This is a genomic window from Sulfitobacter sp. EhC04, from assembly GCF_001650875.1.
Taxonomy (GTDB): domain Bacteria; phylum Pseudomonadota; class Alphaproteobacteria; order Rhodobacterales; family Rhodobacteraceae; genus Sulfitobacter.
In genome coordinates this window covers 180,295-207,072 of the sequence record NZ_LXYI01000045.1, presented here as the reverse complement: position 1 = coordinate 207,072, position 26,778 = coordinate 180,295, and the positions used below count along the sequence as shown (strand labels likewise).

At 61.3% G+C, this 26,778-nt stretch carries 31 protein-coding genes and 1 tRNA gene; 18 read left to right on the top strand and 14 right to left on the bottom strand.

Translation table 11 applies throughout. The features are described from left to right. Positions 1-32: 32 nt before the first annotated feature. The 9 genes from A8B82_RS18440 to A8B82_RS18400 form a co-directional block, all read right to left on the bottom strand. Positions 33-881, bottom strand: coding sequence for a CheR family methyltransferase (locus A8B82_RS18440; RefSeq protein ID WP_067295726.1), 849 nt, complete (start codon positions 879-881; stop codon positions 33-35). Then, the gene (locus tag A8B82_RS18435; protein WP_067295723.1) at positions 878-1,333 is read right to left on the bottom strand and encodes a chemotaxis protein CheW; all 456 of its coding nucleotides are present in this window, start codon (positions 1,331-1,333) and stop codon (positions 878-880) included. Before A8B82_RS18435 ends, A8B82_RS18440 begins: the two co-directional genes overlap by 4 nt. Further along, positions 1,330-3,594 carry a chemotaxis protein CheA gene (locus A8B82_RS18430; RefSeq protein WP_067295721.1) on the bottom strand — a complete coding sequence of 755 codons (2,265 nt, stop codon included), beginning with the start codon at positions 3,592-3,594 and terminating at the stop codon, positions 1,330-1,332. The genes A8B82_RS18435 and A8B82_RS18430 overlap by 4 nt, the downstream gene beginning before the upstream one ends. 12 nt (positions 3,595-3,606) lie before the next feature. Next, entirely contained in the window at positions 3,607-3,972 is a 366-nt protein-coding gene (locus tag A8B82_RS18425; RefSeq protein WP_067295719.1) for a response regulator, read from the bottom strand. Further along, the gene (locus A8B82_RS18420) at positions 3,969-4,244 is read right to left on the bottom strand and encodes an STAS domain-containing protein (protein ID WP_067295717.1); all 276 of its coding nucleotides are present in this window, start codon (positions 4,242-4,244) and stop codon (positions 3,969-3,971) included. Before A8B82_RS18420 ends, A8B82_RS18425 begins: the two co-directional genes overlap by 4 nt. A gap of 197 nt (positions 4,245-4,441) precedes the next feature. Next, positions 4,442-5,521 carry a methyltetrahydrofolate cobalamin methyltransferase gene (locus A8B82_RS18415; protein WP_067295714.1) on the bottom strand — a complete coding sequence of 360 codons (1,080 nt, stop codon included), beginning with the start codon at positions 5,519-5,521 and terminating at the stop codon, positions 4,442-4,444. An 11-nt stretch (positions 5,522-5,532) separates the two neighbouring features. After that, positions 5,533-6,462, bottom strand: coding sequence for a 5,10-methylenetetrahydrofolate reductase (locus A8B82_RS18410; protein WP_067295868.1), 930 nt, complete (start codon positions 6,460-6,462; stop codon positions 5,533-5,535). 28 nt (positions 6,463-6,490) lie between these two features. Then, entirely contained in the window at positions 6,491-6,787 is a 297-nt protein-coding gene (locus tag A8B82_RS18405; protein ID WP_067295711.1) for a virulence factor, read from the bottom strand. A gap of 388 nt (positions 6,788-7,175) precedes the next feature. Beyond that, positions 7,176-8,345, bottom strand: a complete 1,170-nt coding sequence (locus tag A8B82_RS18400; protein WP_067295709.1) for a tetratricopeptide repeat protein — start codon at positions 8,343-8,345, stop codon at positions 7,176-7,178. 629 nt (positions 8,346-8,974) lie between these two features. Here A8B82_RS18400 and A8B82_RS18395 point away from each other — a divergent pair. Next, a complete protein-coding gene (locus tag A8B82_RS18395; RefSeq protein ID WP_067295708.1) occupies positions 8,975-9,739 on the top strand; it encodes a Stf0 family sulfotransferase in 765 nt (254 codons plus the stop codon). 93 nt (positions 9,740-9,832) lie between these two features. Next, on the top strand, positions 9,833-10,954 hold the full coding sequence (locus tag A8B82_RS18390) for a Ppx/GppA phosphatase family protein (protein WP_067295705.1): 1,122 nt from the start codon (positions 9,833-9,835) through the stop codon (positions 10,952-10,954). A 99-nt stretch (positions 10,955-11,053) separates the two neighbouring features. Here the strand turns inward: A8B82_RS18390 and A8B82_RS18385 are convergent, their stop codons facing one another. Both A8B82_RS18385 and A8B82_RS24015 read right to left on the bottom strand, forming a co-directional pair. Continuing rightward, positions 11,054-11,401: a DUF1428 domain-containing protein gene (locus A8B82_RS18385; RefSeq protein ID WP_067295704.1), complete on the bottom strand. Its 348-nt coding sequence runs from the start codon at positions 11,399-11,401 to the stop codon at positions 11,054-11,056. Continuing rightward, positions 11,388-11,702, bottom strand: a complete 315-nt coding sequence (locus A8B82_RS24015) for a hypothetical protein (RefSeq protein WP_161489471.1) — start codon at positions 11,700-11,702, stop codon at positions 11,388-11,390. Before A8B82_RS24015 ends, A8B82_RS18385 begins: the two co-directional genes overlap by 14 nt. Here A8B82_RS24015 and A8B82_RS18380 point away from each other — a divergent pair. Beyond that, positions 11,690-12,412: an RlmE family RNA methyltransferase gene (locus A8B82_RS18380; RefSeq protein ID WP_067295702.1), complete on the top strand. Its 723-nt coding sequence runs from the start codon at positions 11,690-11,692 to the stop codon at positions 12,410-12,412. The two genes, A8B82_RS24015 and A8B82_RS18380, sit on opposite strands and share 13 nt — an antisense overlap. A 136-nt stretch (positions 12,413-12,548) precedes the next feature. Next, entirely contained in the window at positions 12,549-13,121 is a 573-nt protein-coding gene (locus A8B82_RS18375; RefSeq protein WP_067295865.1) for a cache domain-containing protein, read from the top strand. Positions 13,122-13,923: 802 nt separating this feature from the next. Here the strand turns inward: A8B82_RS18375 and A8B82_RS18365 are convergent. After that, positions 13,924-14,013, bottom strand: a tRNA-Ser gene (locus A8B82_RS18365). Between the two features lie 144 nt (positions 14,014-14,157). Here A8B82_RS18365 and A8B82_RS18360 point away from each other — a divergent pair. The 10 genes from A8B82_RS18360 (at position 14,158) to A8B82_RS18315 (ending at position 22,299) form a co-directional block, all read left to right on the top strand. After that, complete coding sequence (locus A8B82_RS18360) at positions 14,158-15,003, top strand: DUF2059 domain-containing protein (RefSeq protein ID WP_067295698.1); 846 nt, start codon at positions 14,158-14,160, stop codon at positions 15,001-15,003. Continuing rightward, a complete protein-coding gene (locus A8B82_RS18355) occupies positions 15,003-15,815 on the top strand; it encodes a DUF2059 domain-containing protein (RefSeq protein ID WP_067295695.1) in 813 nt (270 codons plus the stop codon). Before A8B82_RS18360 ends, A8B82_RS18355 begins: the two co-directional genes overlap by 1 nt. A 193-nt stretch (positions 15,816-16,008) precedes the next feature. Then, positions 16,009-16,746 carry a 50S ribosomal protein L21 gene (locus A8B82_RS18350; RefSeq protein ID WP_067295862.1) on the top strand — a complete coding sequence of 246 codons (738 nt, stop codon included), beginning with the start codon at positions 16,009-16,011 and terminating at the stop codon, positions 16,744-16,746. Between the two features lie 11 nt (positions 16,747-16,757). Continuing rightward, positions 16,758-17,027: a 50S ribosomal protein L27 gene (gene rpmA / locus A8B82_RS18345; RefSeq protein ID WP_067295692.1), complete on the top strand. Its 270-nt coding sequence runs from the start codon at positions 16,758-16,760 to the stop codon at positions 17,025-17,027. 95 nt (positions 17,028-17,122) lie between these two features. Next, entirely contained in the window at positions 17,123-17,680 is a 558-nt protein-coding gene (locus A8B82_RS18340) for a GNAT family N-acetyltransferase (RefSeq protein WP_067295689.1), read from the top strand. Then, positions 17,680-18,285 carry a LysE family translocator gene (locus A8B82_RS18335; protein ID WP_067295687.1) on the top strand — a complete coding sequence of 202 codons (606 nt, stop codon included), beginning with the start codon at positions 17,680-17,682 and terminating at the stop codon, positions 18,283-18,285. Before A8B82_RS18340 ends, A8B82_RS18335 begins: the two co-directional genes overlap by 1 nt. Positions 18,286-18,312: 27 nt before the next feature. Beyond that, positions 18,313-18,849, top strand: coding sequence for a GNAT family N-acetyltransferase (locus A8B82_RS18330; protein WP_067295861.1), 537 nt, complete (start codon positions 18,313-18,315; stop codon positions 18,847-18,849). Positions 18,850-18,871: 22 nt separating this feature from the next. Next, entirely contained in the window at positions 18,872-19,906 is a 1,035-nt protein-coding gene (obgE, locus tag A8B82_RS18325) for a GTPase ObgE (RefSeq protein WP_067295684.1), read from the top strand. Then, positions 19,894-21,000, top strand: coding sequence for a glutamate 5-kinase (gene proB, locus A8B82_RS18320; RefSeq protein ID WP_067295681.1), 1,107 nt, complete (start codon positions 19,894-19,896; stop codon positions 20,998-21,000). The genes obgE and proB overlap by 13 nt, the downstream gene beginning before the upstream one ends. Before the next feature lie 33 nt (positions 21,001-21,033). Then, positions 21,034-22,299, top strand: a complete 1,266-nt coding sequence (locus tag A8B82_RS18315; protein ID WP_067295680.1) for a glutamate-5-semialdehyde dehydrogenase — start codon at positions 21,034-21,036, stop codon at positions 22,297-22,299. A gap of 96 nt (positions 22,300-22,395) precedes the next feature. On the opposite strand, the gene A8B82_RS18310 is transcribed toward A8B82_RS18315, so the two are convergent. After that, positions 22,396-22,995: a histidine phosphotransferase family protein gene (locus A8B82_RS18310; RefSeq protein WP_067295677.1), complete on the bottom strand. Its 600-nt coding sequence runs from the start codon at positions 22,993-22,995 to the stop codon at positions 22,396-22,398. 30 nt (positions 22,996-23,025) lie between these two features. On the opposite strand from A8B82_RS18310, the gene A8B82_RS18305 reads away from it, so the two are divergent. The 3 genes from A8B82_RS18305 to A8B82_RS18295 all read left to right on the top strand — a co-directional run bounded on the left by A8B82_RS18305 (position 23,026) and on the right by A8B82_RS18295 (position 24,956). Beyond that, positions 23,026-23,211: a DUF3553 domain-containing protein gene (locus tag A8B82_RS18305; RefSeq protein ID WP_067295675.1), complete on the top strand. Its 186-nt coding sequence runs from the start codon at positions 23,026-23,028 to the stop codon at positions 23,209-23,211. A gap of 150 nt (positions 23,212-23,361) precedes the next feature. Continuing rightward, a complete protein-coding gene (locus A8B82_RS18300) occupies positions 23,362-24,126 on the top strand; it encodes a GNAT family N-acetyltransferase (protein ID WP_067295672.1) in 765 nt (254 codons plus the stop codon). Then, entirely contained in the window at positions 24,123-24,956 is an 834-nt protein-coding gene (locus A8B82_RS18295) for a lysophospholipid acyltransferase family protein (RefSeq protein WP_067295669.1), read from the top strand. The genes A8B82_RS18300 and A8B82_RS18295 overlap by 4 nt, the downstream gene beginning before the upstream one ends. A gap of 18 nt (positions 24,957-24,974) precedes the next feature. Here A8B82_RS18295 and A8B82_RS18290 read toward each other — a convergent pair whose 3' ends face one another. After that, positions 24,975-25,538 carry a PA14 domain-containing protein gene (locus A8B82_RS18290; protein ID WP_067295668.1) on the bottom strand — a complete coding sequence of 188 codons (564 nt, stop codon included), beginning with the start codon at positions 25,536-25,538 and terminating at the stop codon, positions 24,975-24,977. Positions 25,539-25,810: 272 nt separating this feature from the next. Here A8B82_RS18290 and rpsB point away from each other — a divergent pair, with 272 nt between their 5' ends. After that, positions 25,811-26,698: a 30S ribosomal protein S2 gene (gene rpsB / locus A8B82_RS18285; protein WP_067295665.1), complete on the top strand. Its 888-nt coding sequence runs from the start codon at positions 25,811-25,813 to the stop codon at positions 26,696-26,698. The last annotated feature ends 80 nt before the right edge of the window (positions 26,699-26,778 follow it).

Genomic DNA, 26,778 nt, shown 5'->3' with positions numbered 1-26,778 from the left:
GACGCGCAGGGCGCGGGCGTTCTGTTGTCGGTTCAGAGTGGTCGATATGTCGTGGGCTCGCCCACGCGAAATCCAAATTTTTCCGGCTGCGCGATGCGTTCGGAATGACCAAGGAAAAGCACTCCATCCGGGCGCAGCAACTGATGCATTCGAGGCCAGAGTCTGCATTGTGTCTCAACATCGAAGTAGATGACGACGTTTCTGCAAAAGATCACATCGAACTGACTGCGCATCGGCCACTCCTTGAGCAGGTTCAAGGGGTTGTACCGTATCATCCCTTTGATCTCCGACTTTGCGGCATATCCGGATTCGCCGCCCGCACTTGCGGTATGCCGGGTGAAAAATCGCGCGCGCATCTCATCGGACACGCCGCTCATCAACCGGTCGGGGTACACCCCTTCGCGGGCGAAATTGATCACGCTGGCATCAATGTCGGTCGCAAGGATACGCAGGTCGAGCTTGTGCATGTCCGGCGCATGATCCAGCAAGGTCATGGCGATCGACAGCGGCTCCTGTCCGTTCGAGCAGCCAGCGGACCAGATGCGCAGACATCCCCCGGCGCGCAGGTCTGGCAGTCGCTTCGCAACCAGCTTGCCCAATGTGTCGAAATGGTGGCTTTCCCGAAAGAAATGCGAGACATTCGTGGTCAGGGCGGAAATCAGATGCGGATGTTCCTCTTGCCCGTTTTCCGACTGGATATAGGCACAATAGGCGGCAAAATCCGGCAGACCGAGGATTCGCAGCCGGTGGCGCAGGCGTGATTGGATCATTGTCGCCTTCTTGTCTGCCAGGGTCAGGCCGCTCTCCCGGTACGCAAGATCCGCGATGGCACGAAAGCTATCGGAATCCAGCGTTGACGAAGCCAGCCGGGTCGCACTCATGCGGCCAGACCTTCGCTGACGTTGATTGTCGCGGCAAGGTCAAGGATCCGGATCATCCGGTTGTCGATCAAGGTCAGCGCACTGACGACCCCGCCGCCACCGGCAGAACCGTCCGGCGGCGGTTGCAGATCGTCGGAGGTCAGCGCGATGATGTCAGATACCGCATCGACCAGCAGGCCGGTCATACACTCGTCTTGCTTAACCACGATGATCACGGCGCGATCGCTTTGGGCACGCGGCGGCAGGCCCAACCGCTCTGCGAGGTCCATCACCGGCAGGACCGTGCCGCGCAGGTTGATCACCCCTTTCATGTAATGCGGTGCCTGGGGCAGGGGCGTGGCGCGGGTCCAGCCCCGGATTTCACGCACCGACATGATATCAAGGGAATATTCCTGTTCGGCCAATTGGAAGGTCAGCAGTTCGATAGTGCTAGTCGGATTCTTTTCGGTCATGCTATGGCTCCTTCGGCGCGGGACTGGGACGCCATGGTCAGTTGCATGGACATGGCGTTGGAAATGATGTCGGATGGGTCGAGGATCAACGCGATCTGCCCGTCCCCGAGGATGGTTGCCGCGGCGATGCCAGGGGCGCGGTGGAAACTTTCGTCCAGGCCCTTGATGACCACCTGCCGCTGATCGACGATATTGTCGATCATCAGGGCTGCGGTGCTGCCGTCTTCCTGTCCGATCAGCAGCACAACGGCGCCGGTCATATCCTCAAGCGGCGCGCGGTAGCCCAATGCGCCACCGAGGTCGAGCAAGGGCACGAAGCCGCTGCGCACCCGCACGACGTTCCGGCCAGGGCGCAGCATCTGGACATCCCCGGCCTCCAGGGTGAGGGTTTCGACAACCACGTTCAGCGGCAGCACCAGGGTTTCATCCGCGACCTCGACCACCATGCCGTCGAGCACCGCAAGAGTGAGCGGCAGCGAGATCGAGAATGTCGTGCCCTCGCCGGGTTGGGAGGTGGTTGTAATACGCCCGCCAAGGGCCTGGATCGCGGTGCGGACTACATCCATGCCCACGCCGCGACCCGACAGGTCAGAAACCTTGTCTGCCGTGGAAAAGCCCGGCATGAACAGCAGGTTATCAATTTCCGTGTCGCTCAGCATCGCGTCAGCGGGGATCAACCCCTTGTCTATGGCAAGCTGCTGCACCTTGGGGCGATTGATTCCGGCACCATCGTCGGAAATCTCGATCACCACCCGGCCAGACCGATGTGCGGCAGACAGGTGTACCTGACCCTGTTCGGGTTTTCCGGCAGCGGCGCGGGCGGATTTGCTTTCCAGCCCGTGGTCCACGGCGTTGCGGATCATATGGGTCAGCGGATCGGCCAGCCGTTCGATCACGGTCTTGTCGACTTCGGTATCTTCGCCGTGAACAATCAGACGCACGTCCTTGTCCACCGCACCGGAGGATTCGCGGACAATGCGCGACATGCGCTGGAACAGCGACTTCACCGGCTGTGCCCGGATCATCATGACCGAATCCTGAATGTCGCGGGTCAGGCGCTGGAATTCCTCAAGCCCGTTCATCGCGTCGGAATGCGGCGAAAGTCCTGATTGTTCCAGGCTTTGGCTGAGCATCGCCTGGTTGATGACCAATTCGCCAACCAGGTTCACCAGCCGTTCGATCCTGTCGATATCGACACGCACGATGGTCTTGGCGGCTGGTGGGGCCTGCACGGCGGGTTTGGGCGGTGCCGACGCGGGTGTCACGGGAGGTTCCTTTGCTGGTTCCGGCACCGGTTCGGGCTCGGGCAGGCTGGCGGTCGCCTCTGGCACTTCTGCCACAGCAATGTCGGTCGTTTCCGGCGCGGCGGATTCCGCCGCAGCAACGACAGCCCCCGCCGTCTCCCCTGTCTCCATGTCCCCTTCGATCATGATTTGCGTCTCTGCGTCCCCTTCGCGCGTGATGTCCAGGCGGCATAACCCTTCGACAAACTCGAAGATGGAGGCGATCTCGGCCTCTTCCGCTTCGGTCTCAAGCGTGATGTCCCAGGTCAGATGTGGCACTTCCGGGACCAGTTGCCCGAGTTCAGGCACTTCCGAGGTGTCGCATGTCACGCGCATTTCGCCCAGCGCATGCAGGTTGCGCAGCAGTAATGCGGGCTCGTTGCCGGTCTCGAAAAGTTCGGCAGTCGGGGTGAACCGGATCAGGTAGCGCCGTGTCCCCGGTTCATCCAGACCGGGCAGGGGCGGCAAGGGCGGCAGATCGTCAAGGTCGGGCAGGTCCGATCCATCGCCACCGAGGTCAAGCGAGATGCCCATCGGACTGAAATCAATCTCTTCTTCCGGTGCCTCTTCGACCTCGCCATCTTCACCCAGGAAGGCGTTCAATGCGACAAGCAAGGCTTGTGTCTGCTCCTCCGGGGCGGGCAGGTTGTCGCGGCTGATCCGCACCAGGTCTGACAGATGATCCGCCGCCTGATAAAAGACCTTGAGCGCATCGGGCGTGACGGCCAGCCTTTCGGCGCGGACTTCATCCAGGACGGTTTCATAACGGTGCGCAAAGCGCACCAGAAACTCCAGGCCAAAGGCACCGGCACCGCCCTTGATCGAGTGGACCGCACGAAAGACGACATTGATGGTTTCGCTGTCGTCGGCACCATCGTCCATGATCTGGAGCCCATCCTGCAAGGCTTCCAGCAACTCCTCGCATTCGATGAAGAAGGAGGCGCGGATTTCGGCCATGGCATCATTCTGTTCACTCATGTCATGCCCCTTTCAGCTTGCGATCATGTGCAGGGCCTTGACCAGTTTCTCCGGGTCAAAGGGTTTCACGATCCAGCCGGTGGCCCCGGCGGCGCGGGCACGCTGTTTCAGCTCTGGCGCGGCTTCGGTCGTCAGCACCAGGATCGGGGTCGCGCGGTGCCTGTCCTGCCCGCGCACGGCGTCGATGAAGCCGAAACCATCCATGCGGGGCATGTTGATGTCGGTGATGATTGCATCGGGTTCGATGCCATCCAGCACTTCGACACCATGAATGCCGTCATCGGCGGTATGGACGGTGAACCCGGCGGGCAGCAGGGCCAGGCGGATCATGTCCCGCATTGTGCGGCTGTCGTCGACTGCAAGGATTTCCAGGCTCATTCTGGCGGCTCCGCGATGGTTTCGGGGGACATGCCCATGACGGTCATCTGTGCCAGCACCTTGTCCGGCACGTTGGCTAGATGCAGGGCCGCACCTGCCGTGCGGAAGGATTTGGCAGCGGAGATCAGAACCTGAAGGCAAAGCGCCCCCAATTGGGTTACCTCGGCCATATCGACCGTGACGTCCTGTCCGGCGCGGGCCATCAGGGCGCTGTGCAGCCCGGCGGCCTGCGTCACGGTCAACCGGCTTTCCGGGATCAACGGCTCAGCCATCGGGGGACCGGCCCTGCAAGGGGTGAGCAGACTTCATCACGCGACTCCAGTTCAGCTTTGTCAGCCCGGTGTAGCGTGCGGCGCGTTAATTCTGCGTTACCTTGATCGCCCGGCGCAGGATTTCCCGCAGACGCGCATGAAAAAGCCCCGTGGACGATGCCACGGGGCCATGGATTTCCTGGTTTTTCGATGGTCTGTCAGCGGCGGCGGCGTCCACCGACGCGCCCGGCGCGACCGCGCCCTTCATGGCCCGCTTTCGGCGCCTGTTTGTTGAATTCGATCCATGCGCCGCCATGCGGGTCGCGGTTGAACAGGAAATTCGCAGCCCGGATCGCTTCCATTTCCTTGCCCGGACGTGGCAGCGTGGAGCCCAGGCCGAAAAGCTGAACAAAGACTTCGTCATCCATGCCCTCCGGCAGGACCACACCGAGAGCCTCAAGTTCCGCCTTTTTCTCGGCGATCTTGGTCTGGTTCACGGGCAGCGCGACCGGGTTCATGATGGCCGAGGTCATGCCCGCACCCATCGCCATCGGCAGGAAAGCATTGTTGATGCCGTGCCGGTTCGGCAGCCCGAAAGAGATGTTGGAGGCACCGCAGGTGGTGTTCACGCCCAGCTCTTCGCGCAGGCGGCGCACCAGGGTGAAAACCTGATGACCGGCGGTTGCCATCGCACCGATCGGCATGACCAGCGGGTCAACCACGATGTCATGGGCCGGGATGCCGAAATCGGCGGCGCGTTCCACGATCTTCTTGGCCACGGCAAAGCGGACTTCGGGGTCTTCGGAAATGCCGGTATCGTCGTTGGAAATCGCCACCACGGGTACATTGTATTTCTTGACCAATGGCAGCACCAATTCAAGCCGCTCTTCCTCGCCGGTGACGGAGTTGAGCAGCGGGCGACCTTCGGCGGCTTTCAACCCGTTCTCCAGCGCGCCGGGCACAGAGCTGTCGATGCAGATCGGCAGATCGGACACCGCCTGCACCCGCGCGATCAGTTCCGGCATCAGTGTCGGTTCGACAAAGTTGTTGTCGGCATAGCGCGGATCTTCGGCCATCTTGTTGGAAAAGACAGCGCCCGAGTTCACATCGAGGATGTTGGCGCCTGCGTTGGTCTGGGCCACGGCATCCGCTTCGACGCGAGAGAAATCGCCGCGCTCCAGTTCTTCGGACAGGATCTTGCGGCCCGTGGGGTTGATCCGTTCGCCAATGACGCAAAACGGCTCTTCAAAGCCGATGATGGCGGTCTTGGTCTTGGATTCGACAACTGTACGGGTCATGAAATGGTCCTTTATTCGGCGTTTGCGGGAACGGCGGCAGCGCCCCCGTTCTGGATCGCCCAGTTGGCGTTGGTCTTGATGCCACCCAGCGGGAAGAAATGCACGTGGCTGATGTTGAAATCGGGGTTCTGTGCCTTGTGGCGGGCCAGTTCGGTTACAACATCGGTCGGCTCATAGGGCAGCAGCAGCTTGGTCACGTCCATCGCGCGCTTTTGCAGCACTTTCAGCGATGGGCCGACGCCGCAGGCGATGGCGAACTTGATCAGCGTCTGAAGCTTGGCCGGGCCCGCGATGCCGATGTGGATCGGCAGGGTGATGCCCGCCTGGCTCAGGCTGTCGGCCCATTCGATGATCGGCTGCGCCTCAAAGGCAAACTGCGTGGCGATGGCCATTTTCGCATCCGTGCGGGTCTGGAAGTCGTTTTTCCAGCGCAGCGCCTCGTCCACGCGCAGGCGGGTGCCGTCGGTGTCGATGTCGCGGTTGCCCTCGGGGTGGCCCGCGACATGCAGCCGCTCAAAGCCCGCCGCGTCGAACAGACCGGTTTCCATCAACTGCATGGAATCGCTGAAATCGCCGTGCGGCGTTGTTACACCACCGGCCAGCAGCAGCGCCTGTTTCACATCCGCTTCGCCCTGGTACATCGCGATCCAGTTGGCCAGAGTCGCGCGGTCCTTGATGATGCGCGCAGGGAAATGCGGCATCACCTTGTAGCCATCGGCGTTCAGGCGCGCGGCGGTCGCCACCATGTCCTCGATCGTCGTGCCCTCGATATGGGCGATGTAGACGCGGGTGCCCGCGGGCAGCAGATCGCGGAAATCCTCGACCTTCTCGGCGGTGCGCGGCATCACCTCGATGGAATAATCCTCCAGGAAGGCCTCCACTTCGGGGGTGCTGGCGGGTGCCTGGGGTGTTTCCTTGCGGCGGAAGTTCAGCAAAGACATGATGTTATCCTTGAACATGGGGCGGCCCTCAGGCCCAGCCGTCGTTGGCGATCAGCGCTTTGATCCGGTCCTTGTCGTATTCGGTGTCCAGGCGGGCGGCCTCTGCATCGGCCACGGCGTCGGGGTCTCCTTCAACCTCGTAAGGAACGGCTTTGCGCCACTCAGCGAGATAGGCATCGGTGTCTTCGGCCCCCACTTTCATGGCGGCGCGGTCGATGGCCTGCTCAAAGCGCTCCGGCAACTGGCGTTTGGAACCACGACGGCCCTTGCCGACGATCACCTGTGCGGGAATGTCGCGCCAATATACGATCGTGACGTCCGGCATGGTTGATTCCTCCGTTGCGCTTTGAGGCCTTCTATCGGCAGTCGCGTCTTTCCCGTCGCCGTTTTTCGACAATCGGGACCCCATCCGCGACTTGCACCTTGTAGCCTGCCGGTCCGCGCAGGGCGAGGGGGCGGGGCCTCATAATTTTCAACAAGGTTGTGAGGTCTGCCGCATGGCGCAGGACAGCGGGCAGGTGGAGTTCGCGCCGTGAATTGGGCAGGTCAGGGCGTCTCAGCCGATCAGATCGGTGTGAGCCAGAGGTCCGGCGTTGATCGCGAGACCGGACCCTGAGCGCGGCTTCGTCCAAGTGTGGCGACTTTTCCGAATGAATCTCCACTAAGCGAGCAGTTTTCATTCAGGTTCCAGATGCGAGACATCGGTTAGCCAGTTAAATTGGCAGATGAACATACTGGGACCAATGCGGCATACTTTTGACGCCGCCGCCCACGTGGATAGCGCCGGGAAGGTCATAGCCTGGCGGGAATTTTTCTGCATTGGGGTATCTAAAATATGTATCATGGATCAACGCATCACTTCGGATCAAGGGCCATACAAAGTCTGCCAAAAACGCCTGATCCCCAAACTTGTTGTCAAAGTACTTCGTCCCTCCGCCCAACAGCGCAGAAATGTTTGGAAGCACACCGGCAGTTCCGCCCCACATGCCAGCCAGAATAAGTTCGTGGTGGTAGATGTGATCGCGCATGACGTGGAACCGTTTTCCCGATTCAATCCACGCATTGACGGCCAGCAGTTCTTTGGCGTTCAGACGGGAGTCTGCATCTCGGCAGATGAAGATGTTTACGTTCGGATCATCAGATACGAGGAAACGCCACATCGGCCGAAATTTCTGATGCTCGGCCTTGTCCATCATCACGACCTGCGCGCCATAGGCCCGCAATGCATGGATTGCATCTTTGGGCACAGTGGCATCGCAATAAAAGCGCGGCGTCCAGCAAACATAGATGTGCTGTGCAATCTGTGCGTTCACAATGGCACCCGTAATATATTCTGGCCGATCCCCCCAAAGCGAAAAGGCAATGATATTGCGCGTGCGTTGCGACGGATCAAACGTCGCGCCACCGCTGTGCAGACGATGATTGCGGTGTGCGGATGCCTTGAAATCGGCCAATGCCTTGGTGTCCTTGAGGCGGATATTGTGATGGCCCTCTTGCTCTGCCTCTTGGACCCGCCCTGCGCGCCACAGAACGCCGATCAAGGTGTTGCGTACTTCGGTGTCGTCACGGAAATTCAGCGCCTTTCTAAGCGGCTGTATTGCGTCTTCCAACCGACCGGTGTTTTTCAAGAATGTGCCAAAGCTGGTCCAACCCTCAGCGTCTGTGTCGTTGACCGCAAGGTAGGCTTGGTAGGCGGCTTCAGCCTGTTCAACGGATCCCGCATCCCGCAGACTCATTGCAGCAAAAAGTCCTGCGCGTGAACGGGGTAACATTCTCGCTGCTTCGCCGTAGGCAGCTGCGGCGTCCGCAAATGCCTTTTTTTGGCGGAGCTTACGGCCTTTCGCCATCTTCAATGCATGTGGTGTGACGGTCTGCTTAGGCATTCGAGGTCCTCAACCGTGGCAATCACCAAAAAGAAGCATACATACTTATTGGTGTAAACGTATTTGCTTAAGTATGTAAGTTTGTGGCGGTGCAACTAAGCTCAAAATTGGCTAATTGAGGGCTTACGGACCAAAAGCACCTACTCATACCCCAAGTGTGGCTGCACTTTGGACGCGTGCGACCTTCCGGCAAGGGTCAGCAAATGAGTGCTCATTCCATTTAGCAAATGGTAGGCAGACAATTCCTGTGGAAGATGCTAACGCTACCTCGAACTGAGAGCCTTCATTCGGTTCTGAGGTTTGAAAGGCCGCTAAGTCCCGCTCACCGAACCTTAGAGACGTTCCTAAAACCCTGGTATTTGGAAGACTTGCAATCGTCTTCGTATGACGTTGCCACAAACCCCGTTCAAAACCAAAGTAGCTTCTGAACGTTTTAGCCTCGTCCACAAGCCCTAGCTGCCTTGCCGAAATACTGTAAAGTGGGCTCTCGTTGCACCTTCACTGCGGACCAGACGCATTGAGGCTTTAGCCCCTTTGCTGGAACGCGTCCGGACGCGGACCCCGCTGGCCCCGTCTGCGGGGCGAAGCCATGGATGGTCACCACGATCCCGCCGTCCTAAGATACCGGGATGAAGGATAAACCCCATGCCTATGTCCTGTGCAGCAACCCACGCAGCGGCACAACGCTGCTCTGCGACATGCTGGCGCAAACCGGTGTCGCGGGGCGGCCGGATTCGTTCTTTGGCGCGCAACACCTGTCTGACTGGAGCACCGACTGGGGCATTGCCGAGGCGGCAGACCCGGATGATCCGCATTTTACAGAAAAATATTTCGCCGCCATGCGCCGTGAAGGGCAGGGCGGCACGCCCCTCTTTGGCCTGCGGCTGATGGGGGTTGATCTGGGGGCGGCCTGCGCCTGGCTGGGCCGCAGGCACCCCGGCCTGCCCGATGATGCGGCCCGCTTTGCCGCCGCATTCGGTCCGGCCCGTTTCATCCATCTCAGCCGCGCGGACAAGCTGGCAGAGGCGGTGTCCTATCTCAGGGCCGAACAGAGCGGGCTCTGGCATGGCCGGCCGGACGGGAGCGCGCTGGAAGAACTGCCGCCCGCCGGGCCATCGGGCTATGATGCCGCAGCCTTGACGCGGCGCATCACCGAGTTGCGCGCGCTGGACGCGGCATGGCATGTCTGGTTCGAGGCCAATGACATTCAGCCGCTGCGGTTACGTTATGAAAGCCTGTCGGATGACCCGCAAAAGACGCTGGCACAGGTGCTGGAGTTTATCGGTCTTGACCCCGGTGTTGCCGCCAACGTGGCCCCCGGCACGCGCAAACTTGCAGATGCCACCAGCGCCGCATGGATGGCTCGATACAAGGCCGAAACTGGCCACGCGTGACTGCGTCGCAGCGTCCGGACCCCTGCAAGCCCTTGCGTAGGGACGGCGCAGGGACTAGCCTGTCATCAACTCGTTATACAAGGCGCGAACACCATGGCGCCACAGCGTCCCAAAGGTGCGGGCGCGCTCGACAAAGGAACACGACCGGCTCTGAGCCCCGCGCCAGTTACGCCCGGTTCGACCGAGCTTTATGCCGCGCTCGATCTGGGTACAAATAGCTGCCGCATGTTGATCGCCCAGCCCAAGGGCAGTGGTTTTCATGTGGTCGACAGCTTTTCCAAATCCGTCCAACTGGGCGCGGGTCTGGAGAAAACCGGGCGTTTGTCGCGCGGGTCGATGTCGCGCACCATTCAGGCCCTGCGTATCTGTCAGCAAAAACTGCGCCGCAACAAGGTCAGGCACATGCGTCTGGTCGCGACAGAGGCCTGCCGCCGGGCGCTGAACGGTGCCGATTTCATGAAGCGTATCCAGCGTGAGACCGGGTTGCGGCTGGACATCATCAAGCCCGAGGAAGAGGCGCGGCTGGCCGTGATTTCCTGCGCCCCGCTTGTCAACCGCAAGACGGAGAACCTGCTTGTGGTCGACATCGGCGGCGGATCGACCGAACTGGTCTGGATCGACATTTCCAAGGTGCCGCGCAGGGACCGCGCGCAATCCATCATGCGCCTGCACACCGGGTTCCAGCAGGCCGCATCCGACATCCCCGCCGCGCGGGTGGTGGACTGGATCAGCGTGCCGCTGGGCGTGGCCACCCTGCGCGACCAGTTCTCCGACGTGGAGGACGATGCGGCGCGTTTCGCCCTGATGAGCTGGTTCTTCGAGGAAAACCTGACCGATTTCACCCCCTATCAATCCGCCCAGCCGCAGGAGAATTTCCAGATCGTCGGCACATCGGGCACGGTCACCACTGTCGCGGCCAGCCATCTGGGATTGAAACGCTATGACCGGACCAAGGTGGACGGGCTGCGCATGACCTCCGATCAGATCGACCGGGTGATCCACTCCTACCTTGCCATGGGGCCGGGCGGACGGCGCGCCGATCCGCGCATCGGGCAGGACCGTTCTGCCCTGATCATGTCGGGTGCCGCGATCTTGCAGGCATTGATGCGCTGCTGGCCCACCGACCGGATGTCGGTCGCGGACAGGGGCCTGCGCGAAGGGCTGCTCTATGCCCAGATGAGCGCGGATGGCGTGCTGGAGGACGGCACCTACTGAAAACAATGAAGCATGATCCGCTTCAACCTTCCCAATCGGCGTGACGGCGACCCGACACGCCGCCCCGGCGGGCGGCATGTCGGGTCTGCGCAATCTGGGTCAGCTGCGCGAGATCAGCATTTCGGCAAAGCCGCCAAAAATCATGCGCTTCCCGTCGAAGGGCAATTCCATTTCAGGCTCATCCGACATCATCTTGGCCCAGCCCGCATCGCGGACTTCTTTCGAGGGCCAGGTGATCCAACCGGCGGTCACGACCTCTCCTTCTTCCAGCTTTACCGCCATCGGCAGGGAGGTCAGCTTGCCGTCGTTCACATCATCGCCCCAAAGGTCCACGACCTCACTGGCGCCGTAGCCAAGGATCATGGCGTGTGACGCCTTGAGGAACGCGTCGTAGTCCGTGCGTTTCTCGGCGGCGATAGGGGCGAGGAAAATATCATAATAGGCCATTGGATGCTCCGTTCCGAACGGTTATTTCCAAATAAAGACTGATATAACTCGAAAAAACAACTTCAAGCTGGCTGCGAATGACCAGGCGGGCGGAATGACGCGCAAGAAACCTTGGGACGATGGCTGCACGCGCCCATGCGCCGTAGATCATCGGCGGCCGCAGGGCACTGGTGATCGGGCGTGAACTGGTTGTAGGGTCCTTGCGGTCCTCTGGCATCAAGGCGTTGCTGGCCTCTGGTGAAAACCGCGCAAAGCCTTTATGGGTGGCGCGAAACTCGGATTGGTAGAATGGCAAAGACACCCACGGGCAAGAATTCCTCGGGTCGCGGACAGCGCGAACTGAAGGTCAAGGTCAAATCCGCACGCGGGCGCAAGCTCAGCTCAACCCGCTGGCTGCAACGGCAGTTGAATGACCCCTATGTGAAGCGGGCGCAGGCCGAAGGCTATCGTGGGCGCGCGGCCTACAAGATCATGGAACTAGACGACAAGTATCGTTTCCTGGTGCCCGGCGCACGTATCGTCGATCTGGGTGCGGCACCGGGCGGCTGGTGCCAGGTGGCGGTCAAGCGCAGCAACGTGCTGGGGGAACGGTCCGACAAACAGGTCGGAACAATCCTGGGCATTGACCTGCAAGAGATGGAACCGATTGCTGGCTGCGAATTGCATGTGCTTGATTTCATGGCGGATGACGCGGATTTGCAGGTCAAGGAATGGCTGGGTGGCAAGGCCGACGTGGTGATGTCGGACATGGCGGCCAGCAGTTCGGGGCACAAGCAGACCGACCATTTGCGGATCATCGCCCTGTGCGAGGCCGCGGCCTATTTCGCCTTTGACGTGCTGGAGGAGGGCGGCACTTTCGTCGCCAAGGTCTTGGCAGGCGGTGCCGAAGGCGACCTGCAGAAACTGCTCAAGCAGCGCTTTGCCAAGGTGGCCAACATCAAACCCCCGGCCAGCCGGTCCGACAGTTCGGAAAAATTTGTCGTGGCGACGGGGTTCAAGGGGCAGGTCTGATCGGTTTGCCCCCCGTTCGGCGGCCGGATGACGCGTCCTTGCCCGATGGCATTTACCCAAGATTAAGCAGTGCAGGCTAGCGTCCGCAGGGCTGGCCCGGTCGATCCGCATCGGGCGAATGATCAAGGATACCATCATGTTTCTACGTTCTGCCTGTCTTTCGCTGTCGATCCTGACGGGAACCCTTTGCCAAGCCGCCGAAGTGCCTCCGGCAATGGCCGATTACATCACCGGCGACCTGAAAAACTGGGTCAATGCACCCCGGATCGTCGCCGCCGTGCAAGAGCAGAACGCCCGCCATGCCGGGCTGACCGCCGCAGACATCAACGCGATGGATACCGTCTGGCGCGGGCAGGTCGGGGTCGCCGACGCGCCGGACATCGCCCCGGTGCTGAACAACCCGCTGTCAGATTTCCTGCGCGAGCACGTCGCCCTTGCCGGGGGGCGCATCACCGAAGCTTTCGTGATGGACAACCGCGGCCTGAACGTCGCGACAAGCGGCGTGACATCGGACTATTGGCAAGGCGATGAAGCCAAGTTTCAAAAGACGTTCGGCGCAGGTGCCGGTGCGGTCTTTGTTGATGACATCGAGTTGGACGAAAGCACACAGACCTATCAGGGGCAGGTGTCGTTTTCCATCACCGACCCCACGAGCGGCGAGGTGATCGGCGCGGTCACAATCGGTCTGGACGCCAGCGCCTTTTACTGAGAATGCCGCGCATATCGGTTAGGGTGCTTGTTTCCTCTGCCGGTGTCTGGATTTTCAGGGAGGCTATCGCCGCAGCCCTGAACCGGTCGGCGCTTGCGTCGTCCAGTTCCAGAATGCGGGGGCGGTTCTTGGCCTGCACAGCATCGCCCGCCCGCAACAATTGCCGGTGAAGGTCAAAAAGCCTGGCCCGTCCGGACGATATCTGATCATGAACCCTTGTCATGCCTGCGCCTTTGTTTCTGGCGCGATCATTGCAATGCGATAGGGCCTTTAGTTTGGCGCAGGCGCGGCAGTTTCGCGCTTTCATTGTGCGGGTCTGGTCCTCAAACCGAGAATTCCTGACCCGAATGGCAAGCGGTTGCGACCCTAACCGGACCTGCGGCGCGGTGTGGGTCAAAGTCGGTAGAGCGGACATTGCTGCCATCAAACATGAGCACCCAGGCCCGGAACAAGCCGAAGGCGCCGGGCCATCGCCCGCCCGTGCGTCGCACCAAAGGTGCGCCCTTGATCGTCGGCATGCCTTTGACATGACGGGTAGGCGATTTGGTGAGGCTGTCTGTATCGCCGATGGGATTCATCAAGGTTGAGAAAAAAAGCGGCATGAACCAAGGTCAGCATCGCCCAACCCAGGCAGGCGATGGCCCGGCTTCCGCTTCGCGTCACTCAGGCCTCTTCCCGGACCTCCGCTGCGGCAGCCATAAACGCCTGCATTGCACATTGCGCCGGTGCGTCGGGTCAGCGATCAGACACAAAAGTCGGTTTTGCCTGATACCTGACAGCCTGTCGTATCAATCTGACCAAATGGCGGAGAGACAGGGATTCGAACCCTGGGAAGGCTTGCACCCTCAACGGTTTTCGAGACCGCCCCGTTCGACCACTCCGGCACCTCTCCGCGGGGGTCTGGAGCGCCCGTTTAGTGGGCTTTGGGCCCGCAGGCAAGAGGGCATCTGCCGGTTGCCCGCCCACACGGGAATTTTCATTGCGGCGGCGGCCAGACAGCCTAAGTTCAGGGTAACCGAACGAAAGGACCGTCCCCATGCCCGCCGCGCTGCGCCTCCCGCTGATTGCCCTGACCACCACATTCGCGCTTGTCCTCGCGGCCATTGCCGCGCCCGCACAGGCCGCCGACCAGGCCAAGCTGCGCGAATATCTTGAGATCACCGGCTTTGACGTGGCGCTGGAGAGCATTCGCCTCTCGGCGGACAATGCACCCGCCATGCTGGGGATCGAGGCGGATGCCTTCGGCTCCGAATGGTCGCGGCTGGTGAACGAGGTCTTTGCAACCGACACCATGCAACTGATGGCGATGGACATCCTGGGCGAGACGCTCAGCGACGACCTGTTGACTCATGCCGCCGATTTCTATGCCTCCGACCTGGGCCAGCGACTGGTCGCGGTGGAAAATGACAGCCATATGGAGGAAGAGGACGGGCTGAAAACCGAAAGCGGTGCCGCGATCATGGAAGGATTGCGGCAAATCGACAGCCCCCGCATTGCGCTGCTGGAACGGCTGACACAGGCGACAGATGCCGATGGCGCATCGCTCAGGGCGATCCAGGAGGTGCAGGTGCGTTTCCTGATGGCCGCCGCCGGTGCCGGGGTGATCGAATTGCGGATGGACGAGGCCGACCTGCGCGAGGCCATGCGGAGCCAGGAGGACGAGATGCGCCAGTCCATCGCCGCCAACGCGCTGACCAATGCCGCCTATACCTATCAGGCCTTTTCCGACGGCGAGGTCGAAGCCTATGCCGAGGCACTGGAGGACGCCAGAATGCAAAAGGTCTATGCGCTGATGAACGCCGTGCAATATGAAATCATGGCCAACCGCTTTGAGGCCGTGGCCGCGCGACTGCCCGACATGCAGCCGAGCACGGATCTATGATGCGCCGCGCGTTTCTGCTTTGGCCGCTGCTTCTGGCGCTGGCGCTGCCTGCCCATGCGGATGCGCGCCTGTCGGTGCTGGTCGATGTGCTGCATCTGGACGAGGTTGCGCTGATCCTGCGGGATGAAGGGCTGGACAGCGCCGAGGACCTGAACACCGACATGCTGAACGGGCAGGGTGGCGCGGGGTGGCAGCTGCAGGTCGAGGCAATCTATGACCCCGCCCGCATCGTGGAGGCGGTGCGCGAGGCGCTGGGGCAGGAGCTGGAAGGCGAGGCCCTGGAACAGGCGATCGATTTCTTTGCCTCGGACCTTGGCGGCCAGATTGTTGCACTGGAAAATTCCGCGCGGGTGGCGATTCAGGCCCCGGATGTCGAGGCGGCGGCGCGCCTGCGCTTTGCCGAACTGTCAGAAACAGCTGACCCCCGGCTGGAGATGCTGCGCCGCTTTGTCGCCGATGGCGACATGGTGGAGCGGAACGTGGCCACCGCGTTGAACTCCAACTTCCAGTTCATGCGCGGCCTTGCCGACGGTAACGGGCTGGACATGACCGAGGATGAAATGCTGGCCGATGTCACCGGCGAGGCCGAAGTGATCCGCGAAGACACCGAAGGCTGGCTTTTTGGCTATCTGCTGATGGCCTATTCGCCGCTGACCGATGAACAATTGCAGGCCTATATCGACTTTGGCACCACCCCTGCGGGGCAGGCGGTAAACCGCGGTCTGTTCGACGGGTTCGGTGCGGCCTATGAGGATATTTCCTATGCGCTGGGACGCGCGGTGGCGCTGAACATGACGGCACAGGACCTTTGATGCTGGCGGGAAAAACCCGCTTGACTTGCAGCCCCGATCCACCGATAAGCCCGCATCCCGGCGAGGGTTCTCGCGTGGGATCTGTTTTAATGACGCCCCAAGGGCGCGCTGTTCGAGGTGGATGAGGCCGCAGGCCCATCCGAAACTCCCGGAACCGGGGACCACAGGACGCGGCAAAATGAAGGAAGACGCGATGTTTGCGGTCATCAAGACTGGCGGTAAGCAATATAAAGTAGCCTCTGGCGATATGCTTCGGGTGGAACGTATTGCGGCAAGTGCCGGTGAAACTGTTCAATTCAACGATGTTCTGATGCTGGGTGGCGACGCCCCCCAGGTTGGCGCGCCGCTGATCGAGGACGCAGCCGTTCAGGCCGAAGTCGTTGATCAGATCAAGGGCGAAAAGGTCATCCACTTCGTCAAGCGCCGCCGGAAGCACTCTTCCAAGCGCACCAAGGGACACCGCCAAAAGCTGACGCTGGTCAAGATCACCGAGATCATGGCCTCCGGCGCTGGCAAGTCCAAGGTGATGGCAGCGGTCGGCACCGGTTCTGTTTCGGCGGCAGCCGTGGCAGCGCTCTCCGGCAAATCGGCAGATGTGGCTGCAAAGCCTGCAAAAGCCAAGAAAGCCGAAGCGCCCGCCAAGGCGGCCAAGGACGAAGCACCTGCCAAGGCTGAAAAGCCTGCCAAGGCAGAGAAGAAAGCCGCGCCCAAGGCCAAGAAGGCCGAAGCGAAAGGCGACGACCTGACGCAGATTTCCGGCGTTGGCCCCGTGATCGTCGAAAAGCTGCACGGTGAGGGTATCACAACCTTCGCGCAGATCGCCGCATGGACAGAAGCGGACGTGGAAGCTATTGAAGAGAAACTGTCGTTCAAGGGTCGCGTCGGTCGTGAAGACTGGATCGCACAGGCCAAAGAACTGACCAAAGGCTAAGGAGAGACCAAATGGCACATAAAAAAGCAGGCGGTTCATCCCGTAACGGGCGCGACTCAGCTGGTCGTCGCCTTGGCGTCAAGAAATACGGCGGCGAAGCCGTCATTCCCGGCAACATCATCGTGCGTCAGCGCGGCACAAAGTTCTGGCCAGCGGCCGGCGTCGGCATGGGCAAGGATCACACGATCTTTGCAACCGTCGATGGTGCCGTGACCTTTCACAAAGGTCTGAAAAACCGCACGTTCATTTCGGTCCTGCCACGCGCCGAGGCCGCTGAATAAGCCGTACCCGCAAGGATTGAAAAATTTCAGGGATCGGCGGAAACGCCGGTCCCTTTTCTTTTGTCTTTGACCGCCATCCAGAAAGGAGCGGTGTCATGACCACATCACAGCGCCCCGTTCTGAGTGACGGCACAGTGCGGTTGCGGCCGCCCCGGCCGCAGGATGCCGCGGCCCGGCTGAAACTGGGCAATACGCCGGAAATCCACCACATGTTCGGGGCAGACCCTGAAAATGTGCCGAAAATCACCAAGGCGCACGCGGAAAAATGGCTCTATGCGCAAGAGGTTGAGCCGTTGGCATGGGTGATCGAACACAAGCGCCGGATGATCGGCGCGCTGCGTCTGCATTCGCCGGACACCCATGACCGCCGGGCCAGCCTTGCCATCGGCATTCTGGACCCGAAACTGCTGGGCAAGGGGCTGGGGCCCCGCGCAATCAAGCTGGTCCTGACCCATGCCTTTGGCGCGCTGGCGCTGCACCGGGTGTCGGTGCGGGTGCTGGCCTATAACACCCGCGCGATTGCCGCCTATCGCAAGGTCGGCTTTGTCGAGGAAGGCCGCGAGCGTCAGGCCGCTCGGGTGGGCGACACCTGGCATGATGACGTGATCATGGGGGCCCTTGCCCCCGATTTTGCCAAGAGCGAGGCGGCCTGATGTCTGTCGCCGTAACTTCCTTCGTCGTCTTTGCCGCCAGCCAGATCGGCACGCCGGGGCCTGCCAATATGGCGCTGATGGGCACCGGCGCGCGCTTTGGCTTTCGCGCGGCACTGCCTTTTGTGGCTGGCGTCGCACTGGGCAAGCAATTCGTGATCTGGCCTGTCGGCTTTGGCCTGATGGAATTGAGCGCCCGCGCGCCCTGGGTCTTTGAGGTGCTGAAATATGTCTCCGCCGCCTATATCATCTGGCTGGCATGGAAAATCGCCAACCTGCGGCTGGGGCAGGGGCGTGATATGGGCGCGCCGCCGGGCTTTGTCGCCGGGCTGATCGTGCATCCGCTGAACCCCAAGGCATGGGCGATGATTGTCAGCGGGTTCACCAGTTTTGTCGGACCTGGGACACCACCGCTTAATGCGACCTTGACCATTGCGGCCATACTGCTGGCGCTGCAGATCATCTTGCACCCGCTGTGGACCCTGGCGGGCGACCGGATTGCCAGAACACTGGCAGGCAGCCCTGCGGAACCCTATCTGATGTGGACATTGGCGGCGCTGACTGTTGCTTCTGTTCTCTTTGTGTTGCTCGCAAGCCGAGCTGTTTGAGTAGATGTTCGGAGGAGGAACATGACTGTGCAAATGGAACCCATCATCAACCAGCCCGTAATCGAAACGGCGCGGTTCGACCTGCGCCCGTTGCGCCGGTCGGACAAGGGGTTGATCGAGCTTTTCGCGGGCGACCCGCGCGTGGCCTTGACCACGACCACCATCCCGCATCCGCTTCCCCCCGGTGCGATTGACGCTTTCATCACGCGCTCCATGGCGGTCCCGCGGGTCGAGGATGTCTGGGTCATGGACGGTCTGAAAACCGGCGGTGCAGAGGTGATGGGGCTGATTTCGCTCACCCATCTGGACCGTGGCCAGTCCGAGGTCGGCTATTGGGTTGCACCCGCCTATTGGAACAGCCACCTGGCTTCCGAGGCGGTGCAGGCGCTGGTCGCGGCGAACCCGCAGGCCAATCAGGCGATGTTTGCATCTGTCTTTCACGACAACTCGGCATCGGCCAAGGTGCTGACCAACGCCGGATTTGTCTATCTCGGCGATGCTGAAACCTATTGTCTGGCACGCGATGCTGCCGTACCCACCTGGACCTATAGCCGCAAGCTGTAGCGACGTCCCGAAAGGCCCCGACATGAAATTTCTCGACCTGTGCAAAGTCTATATCCGTTCCGGCGCGGGCGGCGGCGGCTGCGTGTCTTTCCGGCGCGAGAAATATATCGAATACGGTGGCCCCGATGGCGGTGACGGCGGCGGCGGCGGCTCGGTCTGGGCCGAGGCGGTGGACGGGCTGAACACGCTGATCGACTTTCGTTATCAGCAGCATTTCTTTGCCAAGAACGGCCAGCCCGGCATGGGCAAGCAGCGCACCGGCAAGGATGGCGAGGACATCGTGCTGCGGGTGCCCGTCGGCACCGAAATTCTGGACGAAGATCAGGAAACCGTTCTGGTCGATATGACCGAACTGGGCCAGCGTGTCGAACTGGCGCGCGGCGGCAATGGCGGCTGGGGCAACCTGCATTTCAAATCGGCCACCAACCAGGCACCACGCCGGTCGAATCCGGGGCAGGACGGTGTCGAACGCACCCTATGGCTGCGGCTCAAGCTGATTGCGGACGTGGGCCTGCTGGGCCTGCCCAACGCGGGAAAATCGACCTTTCTGGCAGCCACCTCCAACGCGCGGCCCAAGATTGCGGATTACCCCTTTACCACCTTGCACCCCAATCTGGGAGTTGTGGGCGTGGACAACACCGAATTTGTCGTGGCCGACATTCCGGGGCTGATCGAAGGCGCCTCCGAAGGGCGGGGCCTGGGCGATCTGTTCCTGGGCCATGTCGAGCGCTGCGCGGTGCTGCTGCATCTGGTAGATGGCACTTCCGAGACCATTGCGGAGGATTACCAGACCATCATCACCGAACTTGAGGCCTATGGCGGCGACCTGGCGGACAAACCGCGTGTCACCGTGCTGAACAAGATTGATGCATTGGATGAAGAAGAGCGTGCAGAGGCCTGTAAAGAATTGGAAAAGGCAAGCGGCGGTGCCGTCATGCAGATGTCTGGTGTCGCCCGCGAAGGCGTGACAGAGGTGCTGCGCACCCTGCGGGGCCAGATCAACGACGACCGCCTGCGCCACAAACCTGTGGAAGACGTCGAACCATGGCAGCCCTGACCGCCGCAAAACGCATCGTGATCAAGATCGGCTCGGCCCTGTTGGTGGACCGGGCGACGGGCCTGCTGCGCGCTGAATGGCTCTTGGCTCTGGCCGAAGATGTGCGCTGGCTCAAGGGGTTGGGGGCCGATGTTGTTCTGGTTTCCTCGGGCTCAATCGCGCTTGGGCGGGGGGTGCTGGGCCTGCCAGCCACAACCCTGGCGCTGGAACAGGCGCAGGCGGCGGCGGCAGTGGGCCAGATCCGGCTTGCCCGTGCCTATGAGGAAGCCTTGCAGCCGCATGGCATCACAACGGCGCAAGTCCTTGTTACACTTGAGGATTCCGCTGACCGCAAGCGCTATCTGAACAGCCGCGCCACCATGGAAACCCTTCTGGGTCTGGGTGTTGTGCCGATCGTGAACGAAAACGACACGGTGGCCACCGATGAAATCCGCTTTGGCGACAATGACCGGCTGGCAGCCCAGATCGCCGTGACCGTCGGCGCGGACCAGTTGATTTTGCTGTCGGACGTTGATGGGTTCTATTCCGGAAACCCCGCCGATGATCCGCTGGCCACACGCTATGACACGATTGAACAGATCACCCCGGAGATCGAGGCGATGGCCGGGGATGCCGGGTCGGGCCTGTCGAAGGGCGGCATGAAGACCAAGCTGATGGCCGCACGAACAGCCACCTCGGCGGGATGCGCAATGGCCATCACCGAAGGGTCGGTGCAGCGCCCGCTGCAAGCCTTGCAGAACGGGGCGAATGCCACTTGGTTTACCGCCCACTCCGACCCGCAAGCGGCGCGCAAGCGCTGGATCGCGGCGATGAAACCGCGTGGCGCGGTTACGCTGGATGCGGGTGCGGTGGCGGCGATGGCGCGTGGCAAGTCGCTGTTGCCTGCGGGAATCACGGATGTGACCGGCAAATTCGAGCGGGGGGACAGCATCTCGATGCTGGATTCAAAAGGTCATAGCATCGGCACCGGGCTGACGCGCTATTCGGCGCTTGAGGCGGCGCTGATCAAGGGCCACCAGAGTGCGAAGATCGAGCAAATTCTCGGCTATCCCGGTCGGGCGGCTTTGATTCACCGTGATGATATGGCACTGTGATGGTGCATTACTTTAAGGTATGGGCATAGTACCATGAAAGATATGGAAACCATCTCTGAACTGATGGCCGATATCGGCAAACGGGCCAAGGCGGCAGCGGCGGAACTGGCCTCGGCATCGCCTGCGGCCAAGCAAAGCGCGCTGAATGCCGCGGCGGATGCCGTCTGGGCGGCGCGTGCGGAGATTCTGGCGGCAAATGCCAAGGATATGATCTATGGCCGGGACAAGGGCCTGTCCGATGCGATGATGGATCGCCTGATGCTGGATGAACCCCGTGTTCAGGGCATGGTGGACGGGCTGCGCAGCGTGGCGGCGCAGGACGACCCTGTCGGAGAGACGCTGGCGGAATGGGATCAGCCCTCTGGCCTGCATATCAAGCGGGTGCGGACCCCCCTGGGCGTGATCGGCGTGATCTATGAAAGCCGGCCCAACGTTACGGCGGATGCGGGCGCGCTGTGCCTCAAGGCAGGGAATGCGGTGATCCTGCGCGGCGGCTCGGAGGGTTTTCATTCTGCCCGTGCCATCCATGCCTGCCTGCAGGAAGGCCTGCGCGCTGCCGGATTGCCAGTGGATGCTGTGCAACTGGTGCCGACACGGGACCGCGCTGCGGTGTCCGAGATGTTGACCATGACCGACACCATCGACGTGATCGTGCCGCGTGGCGGCAAGGGGCTGGTGGGGCTGGTCCAGCGCGAGGCGCGTGTGCCTGTATTCTCTCATCTTGAAGGGATCGTGCACATCTATATCGACGCGGCGGCGGACCCGGAAAAGGCGTTGCGCATTGTCCTGAACGCCAAGACGCGGCGCACGGGCATCTGCGGTGCTGCCGAATGTCTGCTGATCCACCGCGATGTCGCCGACACCATCGGGCAGGGCATCATCCGCGCCCTTGTGGATGCCGGGGTGGAGATGCGCGTGGATGCGGCATTGGGCAAGATCGCAGGGACCACGCCCGCGCAGGAAGACGACTGGGGCCGCGAATACCTGGACATGATCATGGCCGCCCGCGTGGTGGCGGACGTGGACGAGGCGATCACCCATATCCGCACCTATGGGTCGAACCACACCGATTGCATCGTGACCGAGGATGCGGGCGCGGTTCAGACCTTCATGAACCGGCTTGATTCAGCGATCCTGATGCACAATGCCTCCACCCAGTTTGCGGATGGCGGCGAATTCGGCATGGGGGCCGAGATTGGCATCGCCACCGGCAAGATGCATGCGCGCGGCCCGGTGGGCGCGGCGCAGCTGACATCGTTCAAGTATATCGTCACCGGCGACGGGACGGTGCGCGCCTAACGTCTGGCCTTGACCATGAAACACTTGGTCGCTGCCTTCGCCTGCGGCGGGGCGCGAAAAGTGATGTGCGATGCCTCAGGCTAATGGCCGGACGCTTTAAAAACTGATGGTGAGTGTCGTGTCTGTCACCTGATGCGACACCTGCCGCCCCGTGTCGGCGGCAATCAGGGGCAGCAGCGCGAATTGCACATGTGAGGGCTGAAGGCCGTTGCGCGCGCTGCCCGATGCAAGCAATTTCCACAGCGCCGGATCAACCTTCAGCTTGTCGGCCAGCGCGGCAATCTGCCAGTTCTTCGCGTTCTGCGTGACCGTGATTTTCCCGCCATAGGGCAGGGCGCTTTCAAGGCAGAGGATGGCGAGAAAGGCCAATTTCACCTCAGCGCGGGCTTGCGACTGATCGGGTTGCCATTCCACCCTCAGCCGCCCCCCATCATAAAGGTCCCGCAGGATTGACCTGACTTCCGCAGGGCCCATCAACTGATCGCCCGCCGCGCCAAAGCTGACCCGGAAAAACCGTATCCGGGCAGAGGCATTGCCAACACTTTCCCCGATCAACGAGATTTCCGGCCCCGTTTTGGCGTTGCCGGCCATTTCAAGCAATTCCAGCCCGTTGTTGATTGCACCAATAGGCGATATCAGGTCATGACAGATGCGGCTGCCGATCATTGCAACAAGATCAAGCTGGGCGTCGGCCATCATGCGGACCTTTCAGAAAGGGGCGAAACCATGGACGACCTGAACGCCATTCTGACCCCCGGTATGCTGGTGACCCATCCCGACCGGCCCGATTGGGGGGTCGGACAGGTACAGAGCAATATCGGCGGCAAAGTGACCGTCAATTTCAGGGATGTGGGTAAAATTGTCATAGACAGCTTTCGGGTCGGGTTGATGCCGGTCTTTGATGACCCATGATCCTTTTCAAATGATTAACGCGGGAACTATTAAGAAAACCTGCAACCTTGAGGTGATGATGCGGCATTTCCAGCCAAGGCACAAGGATTGCGCTTGGCCTGCTCTTTGCCTATCAGACGGCCAAGGGTTCCTAACAGCGACGGCAGGCAGATGGCTCAGGCACATGCGGCGGATTTTTCGGTCAGTCTTGCGAAAACGCCTGCAGACCTGCATGCGGCGCAGCGCCTGCGGTATGATGTCTTTGTCACCGAACTGGGCGGCAGCGGCCCCCTTGTCGACCACGAACGCAAACTTGAGCGCGATCACCTGGACCCGTTTTTTGACCACCTACTGTTGACGGACATCCGGTCGGACGCGGTTGTGGGGGTCTATCGGTTGATGCGCGCGGAACGGGCGATCGAGGCCGGGGGGTTCTATTCGGCTGCGGAGTATGACCTGTCGCCCCTGTTAACTTCGGGCCGTAACCTGTTGGAATTAGGTCGCTCCTGTCTTCACCCTGACTATCGTGGCGGAGTTGGGATGCATGTGCTGTGGTCCGCGCTGGCGCGATACGTCAAACAGCACGGGGTGGAGATCCTGTTTGGCGTCGCCAGCTTTCACGGCACGGATATCGACCGGCTGGCCGCGCCGCTGAGCCTGCTGCACGAACGCCATCTTGCCCCGCCTGACCTGCGGGTGCGCGCGTTGGAGAAATCCTTTCAAAGCATGGGCCTGCTGGACGAAGCTCAACTGGATCGCAAAGCGGCGATGCGCCAGATCCCCAGTCTGATCAAGGCCTATCTGCGGCTGGGCGGCTGTGTGGGAGAAGGGGCATTTGTGGATCATGCCTTCAACACGGTCGATGTTTGTCTGATCATGGACACCACCCAGATCAACACGCGGCAGGCCCGTATCTATGGGGCCGCCGGCGCATGACCACAGCCTGGGACAGCGGTGTGCCGCCGGTCTATCCCCGGATCACCGTGCTGGGCTGGCTGCGCGTGGTCCTGCGGGCATTGGCCCTGATCGTGGTGGTTTTCGGCGGCTTGCTGATCAAGCTGCTCTTGCGGGCGGTAGAACGGCCGCTCTGCGGCGCGAACCGGCCGGTGACGCCTTATATGACCCAATGGGTCTGCCGCATTGCGCTGCGCATCATCGGGTTGCGTCACGAGGTTTCGGGCGTTCCGATGACAGGGCGCGGGGCAGTGGTTTGCAACCATGCGTCCTGGCTGGACATTTTTGTGCTGAACGCGGCCAAGCGGGCCTATTTTGTCTCGAAATCAGAGGTGGCGCGCTGGCCCGGTATCGGTTGGCTGGCGCGCGCCACCGGAACCGTTTTCATCGAGCGCGACCCGGCACGGGCACGCGAACAGACGGCCCTGTTTCAAAAGCGGTTGCTGGCAGGTCACAAGTTGCTGTTCTTCCCCGAGGGCACCAGCACAGATGGCAGGCAGGTGCTGCCGTTCAAGACCACGCTGTTCCAGAGTTTTTTCGCACCGGATCTGCGCGATCAGATCCAGGTACAGCCCGTCACCGTGGTGTATCATGCCCCTCACGGCACCGACGCGCGGTTTTACGGGTGGTGGGGTGACATGGATTTCGGGACACATCTGATCCACACGCTGGCACCGGCCAGACAGGGCAGGGTGCAGGTGGTGTTTCATCCCGCCCTGCGGGTCAGCGACATGCCGGATCGCAAGGCGCTGGCGCTGGCCTGTGAAAAGGCGGTGCGCGCTGGCCATCAGGCGCTTTTGGGACGCGGCTGATACCGCATCCCCCATGTCTTACTTGTGGGCGAAAGCTGCGTCCGGCACCGGTTCCATATTGCCCGACTGGCCCCAGTCCATCAAAAGGCATGCAGAGCCCTTGCGCTGGAAATAGGTGGCCTCGACCTCGTACCAGCCCGCCTGCGGCACCGCGACCGATGTCACGCCCGCGGATTCGCAGCCATGCACACCGTCAAAAAGCGCCACCTGCTGTCCGCCGATGCTGGCCTGCAAGCCGTCATTGCTGATGAATTCAACGTCATAGGTGCCGGGCGCGTCGAACTTGATATAACCGCTGATCGCGGCCAGTACCTTTTCCGCGCTGGTCGATGTCATCGTGTTGTCGCCCGGATCTGTGTCGAGATAGGAAAACCCGGCCAGTGGCGGCCCTGCCTTGGCCCGGTCCAGCTTGCCCTTTGCCTCGTCCAGCGACCGGACACTGTAATAGGCATAGTCAACGGCCAGCCCTTGTTTCAGGGACCCCGCCTCAGGTTGCGGAGACGCGGGCGTCAGGGTCAGCGTCTGGGCAAAGCCGGGTGCGGCGAGGGTGAGCAGTGCCAGCAGCGCGGTGGATTTCAACATTGGTTACGTCCCTTGTCTATTTGGCCTTGTCTATTTGGCCTTGTTATTTCGGCCTTGTGTTCTTGGCTTGAGTTTGCGGCAATGCGCATGGTCTGTCCATGGCGATGACAAACAGTTTATCCCTTGCACAGCGGGCGCTGCTGGCCTATAGCACGCCCACTTAATCCCGCAGTCGGGGTTGGGCCCTTGGGGGAGACATCCTCAAGCGTCCGCCGGTTGGCAGCATCTGCTGTCATACCCCCGACGAGGCTAAACCGGAAAGGTATAAAGACATGGCTCTTCCTGAGTTCTCCATGCGCCAATTGCTTGAAGCAGGCGTACACTTCGGCCACCAGACGCAGCGTTGGAACCCCCGCATGGGTCCGTTCATCTATGGCGCGCGCAACGGCATTCACATCATGGACCTGACGCAGACTGTTCCGATGCTGGACCAGGCGTTGCAGGCGATCCGCGATACCGTCGCCAAGGGCGGCAGCGTGTTGTTCGTGGGCACCAAGCGTCAGGCGCAGCAGCCCGTCGCAGAAGCGGCAGAAAAATGCGCGCAATATTACATGAACCACCGCTGGCTGGGCGGCACGCTGACCAACTGGCAGACCGTGTCCCAGTCGATCAACCGTCTGAAGTCCATCGACGAACAATCCGAACGTGGCTTTGAAGGTCTGACCAAGAAAGAGCGCCTGGGCATGGAACGCGACCAGGCCAAGCTGGAAGCCTCGCTTGGCGGTATCCGTGAAATGGGCGGTCGCCCTGACCTGATCTTTGTCATCGACGTCAAGAAAGAAGCGCTGGCGGTTGCCGAAGCCAACAAGCTGGGCATCCCGGTTGTGGCCGTGGTTGACACCAACTGCTCGCCCGACGGGATCGACTACATCATCCCCGGCAACGACGACGCGGCCCGTGCCATCTCGCTCTATTGCGATCTGGCATCGCGCGCGGCACTTGACGGCATGTCGGCCCAGCTGGGTGCGGCAGGCGTTGACCTGGGTGCCATGGAAGAAGCCCCGGTCGAAGAAGCGCTGGCCGAGGAAAGCACCGGTGTCGAGGTCGGCAATGCCTCCTCCGAGACCGTGTCGAACGACGCGATGGCCAAGGATGCGCCGCTGGATCTGGAATCCAAGCAGGAAACCGAAGCCAAGGCCGCTGAAAAAGCCGAAGGCTGAGCGTTGTCACGAGACTGACATACGCCTGACATATGGGGCAGGGGAAACCTGCCCCGATCGTTTGATTGAAATTAGGAGCA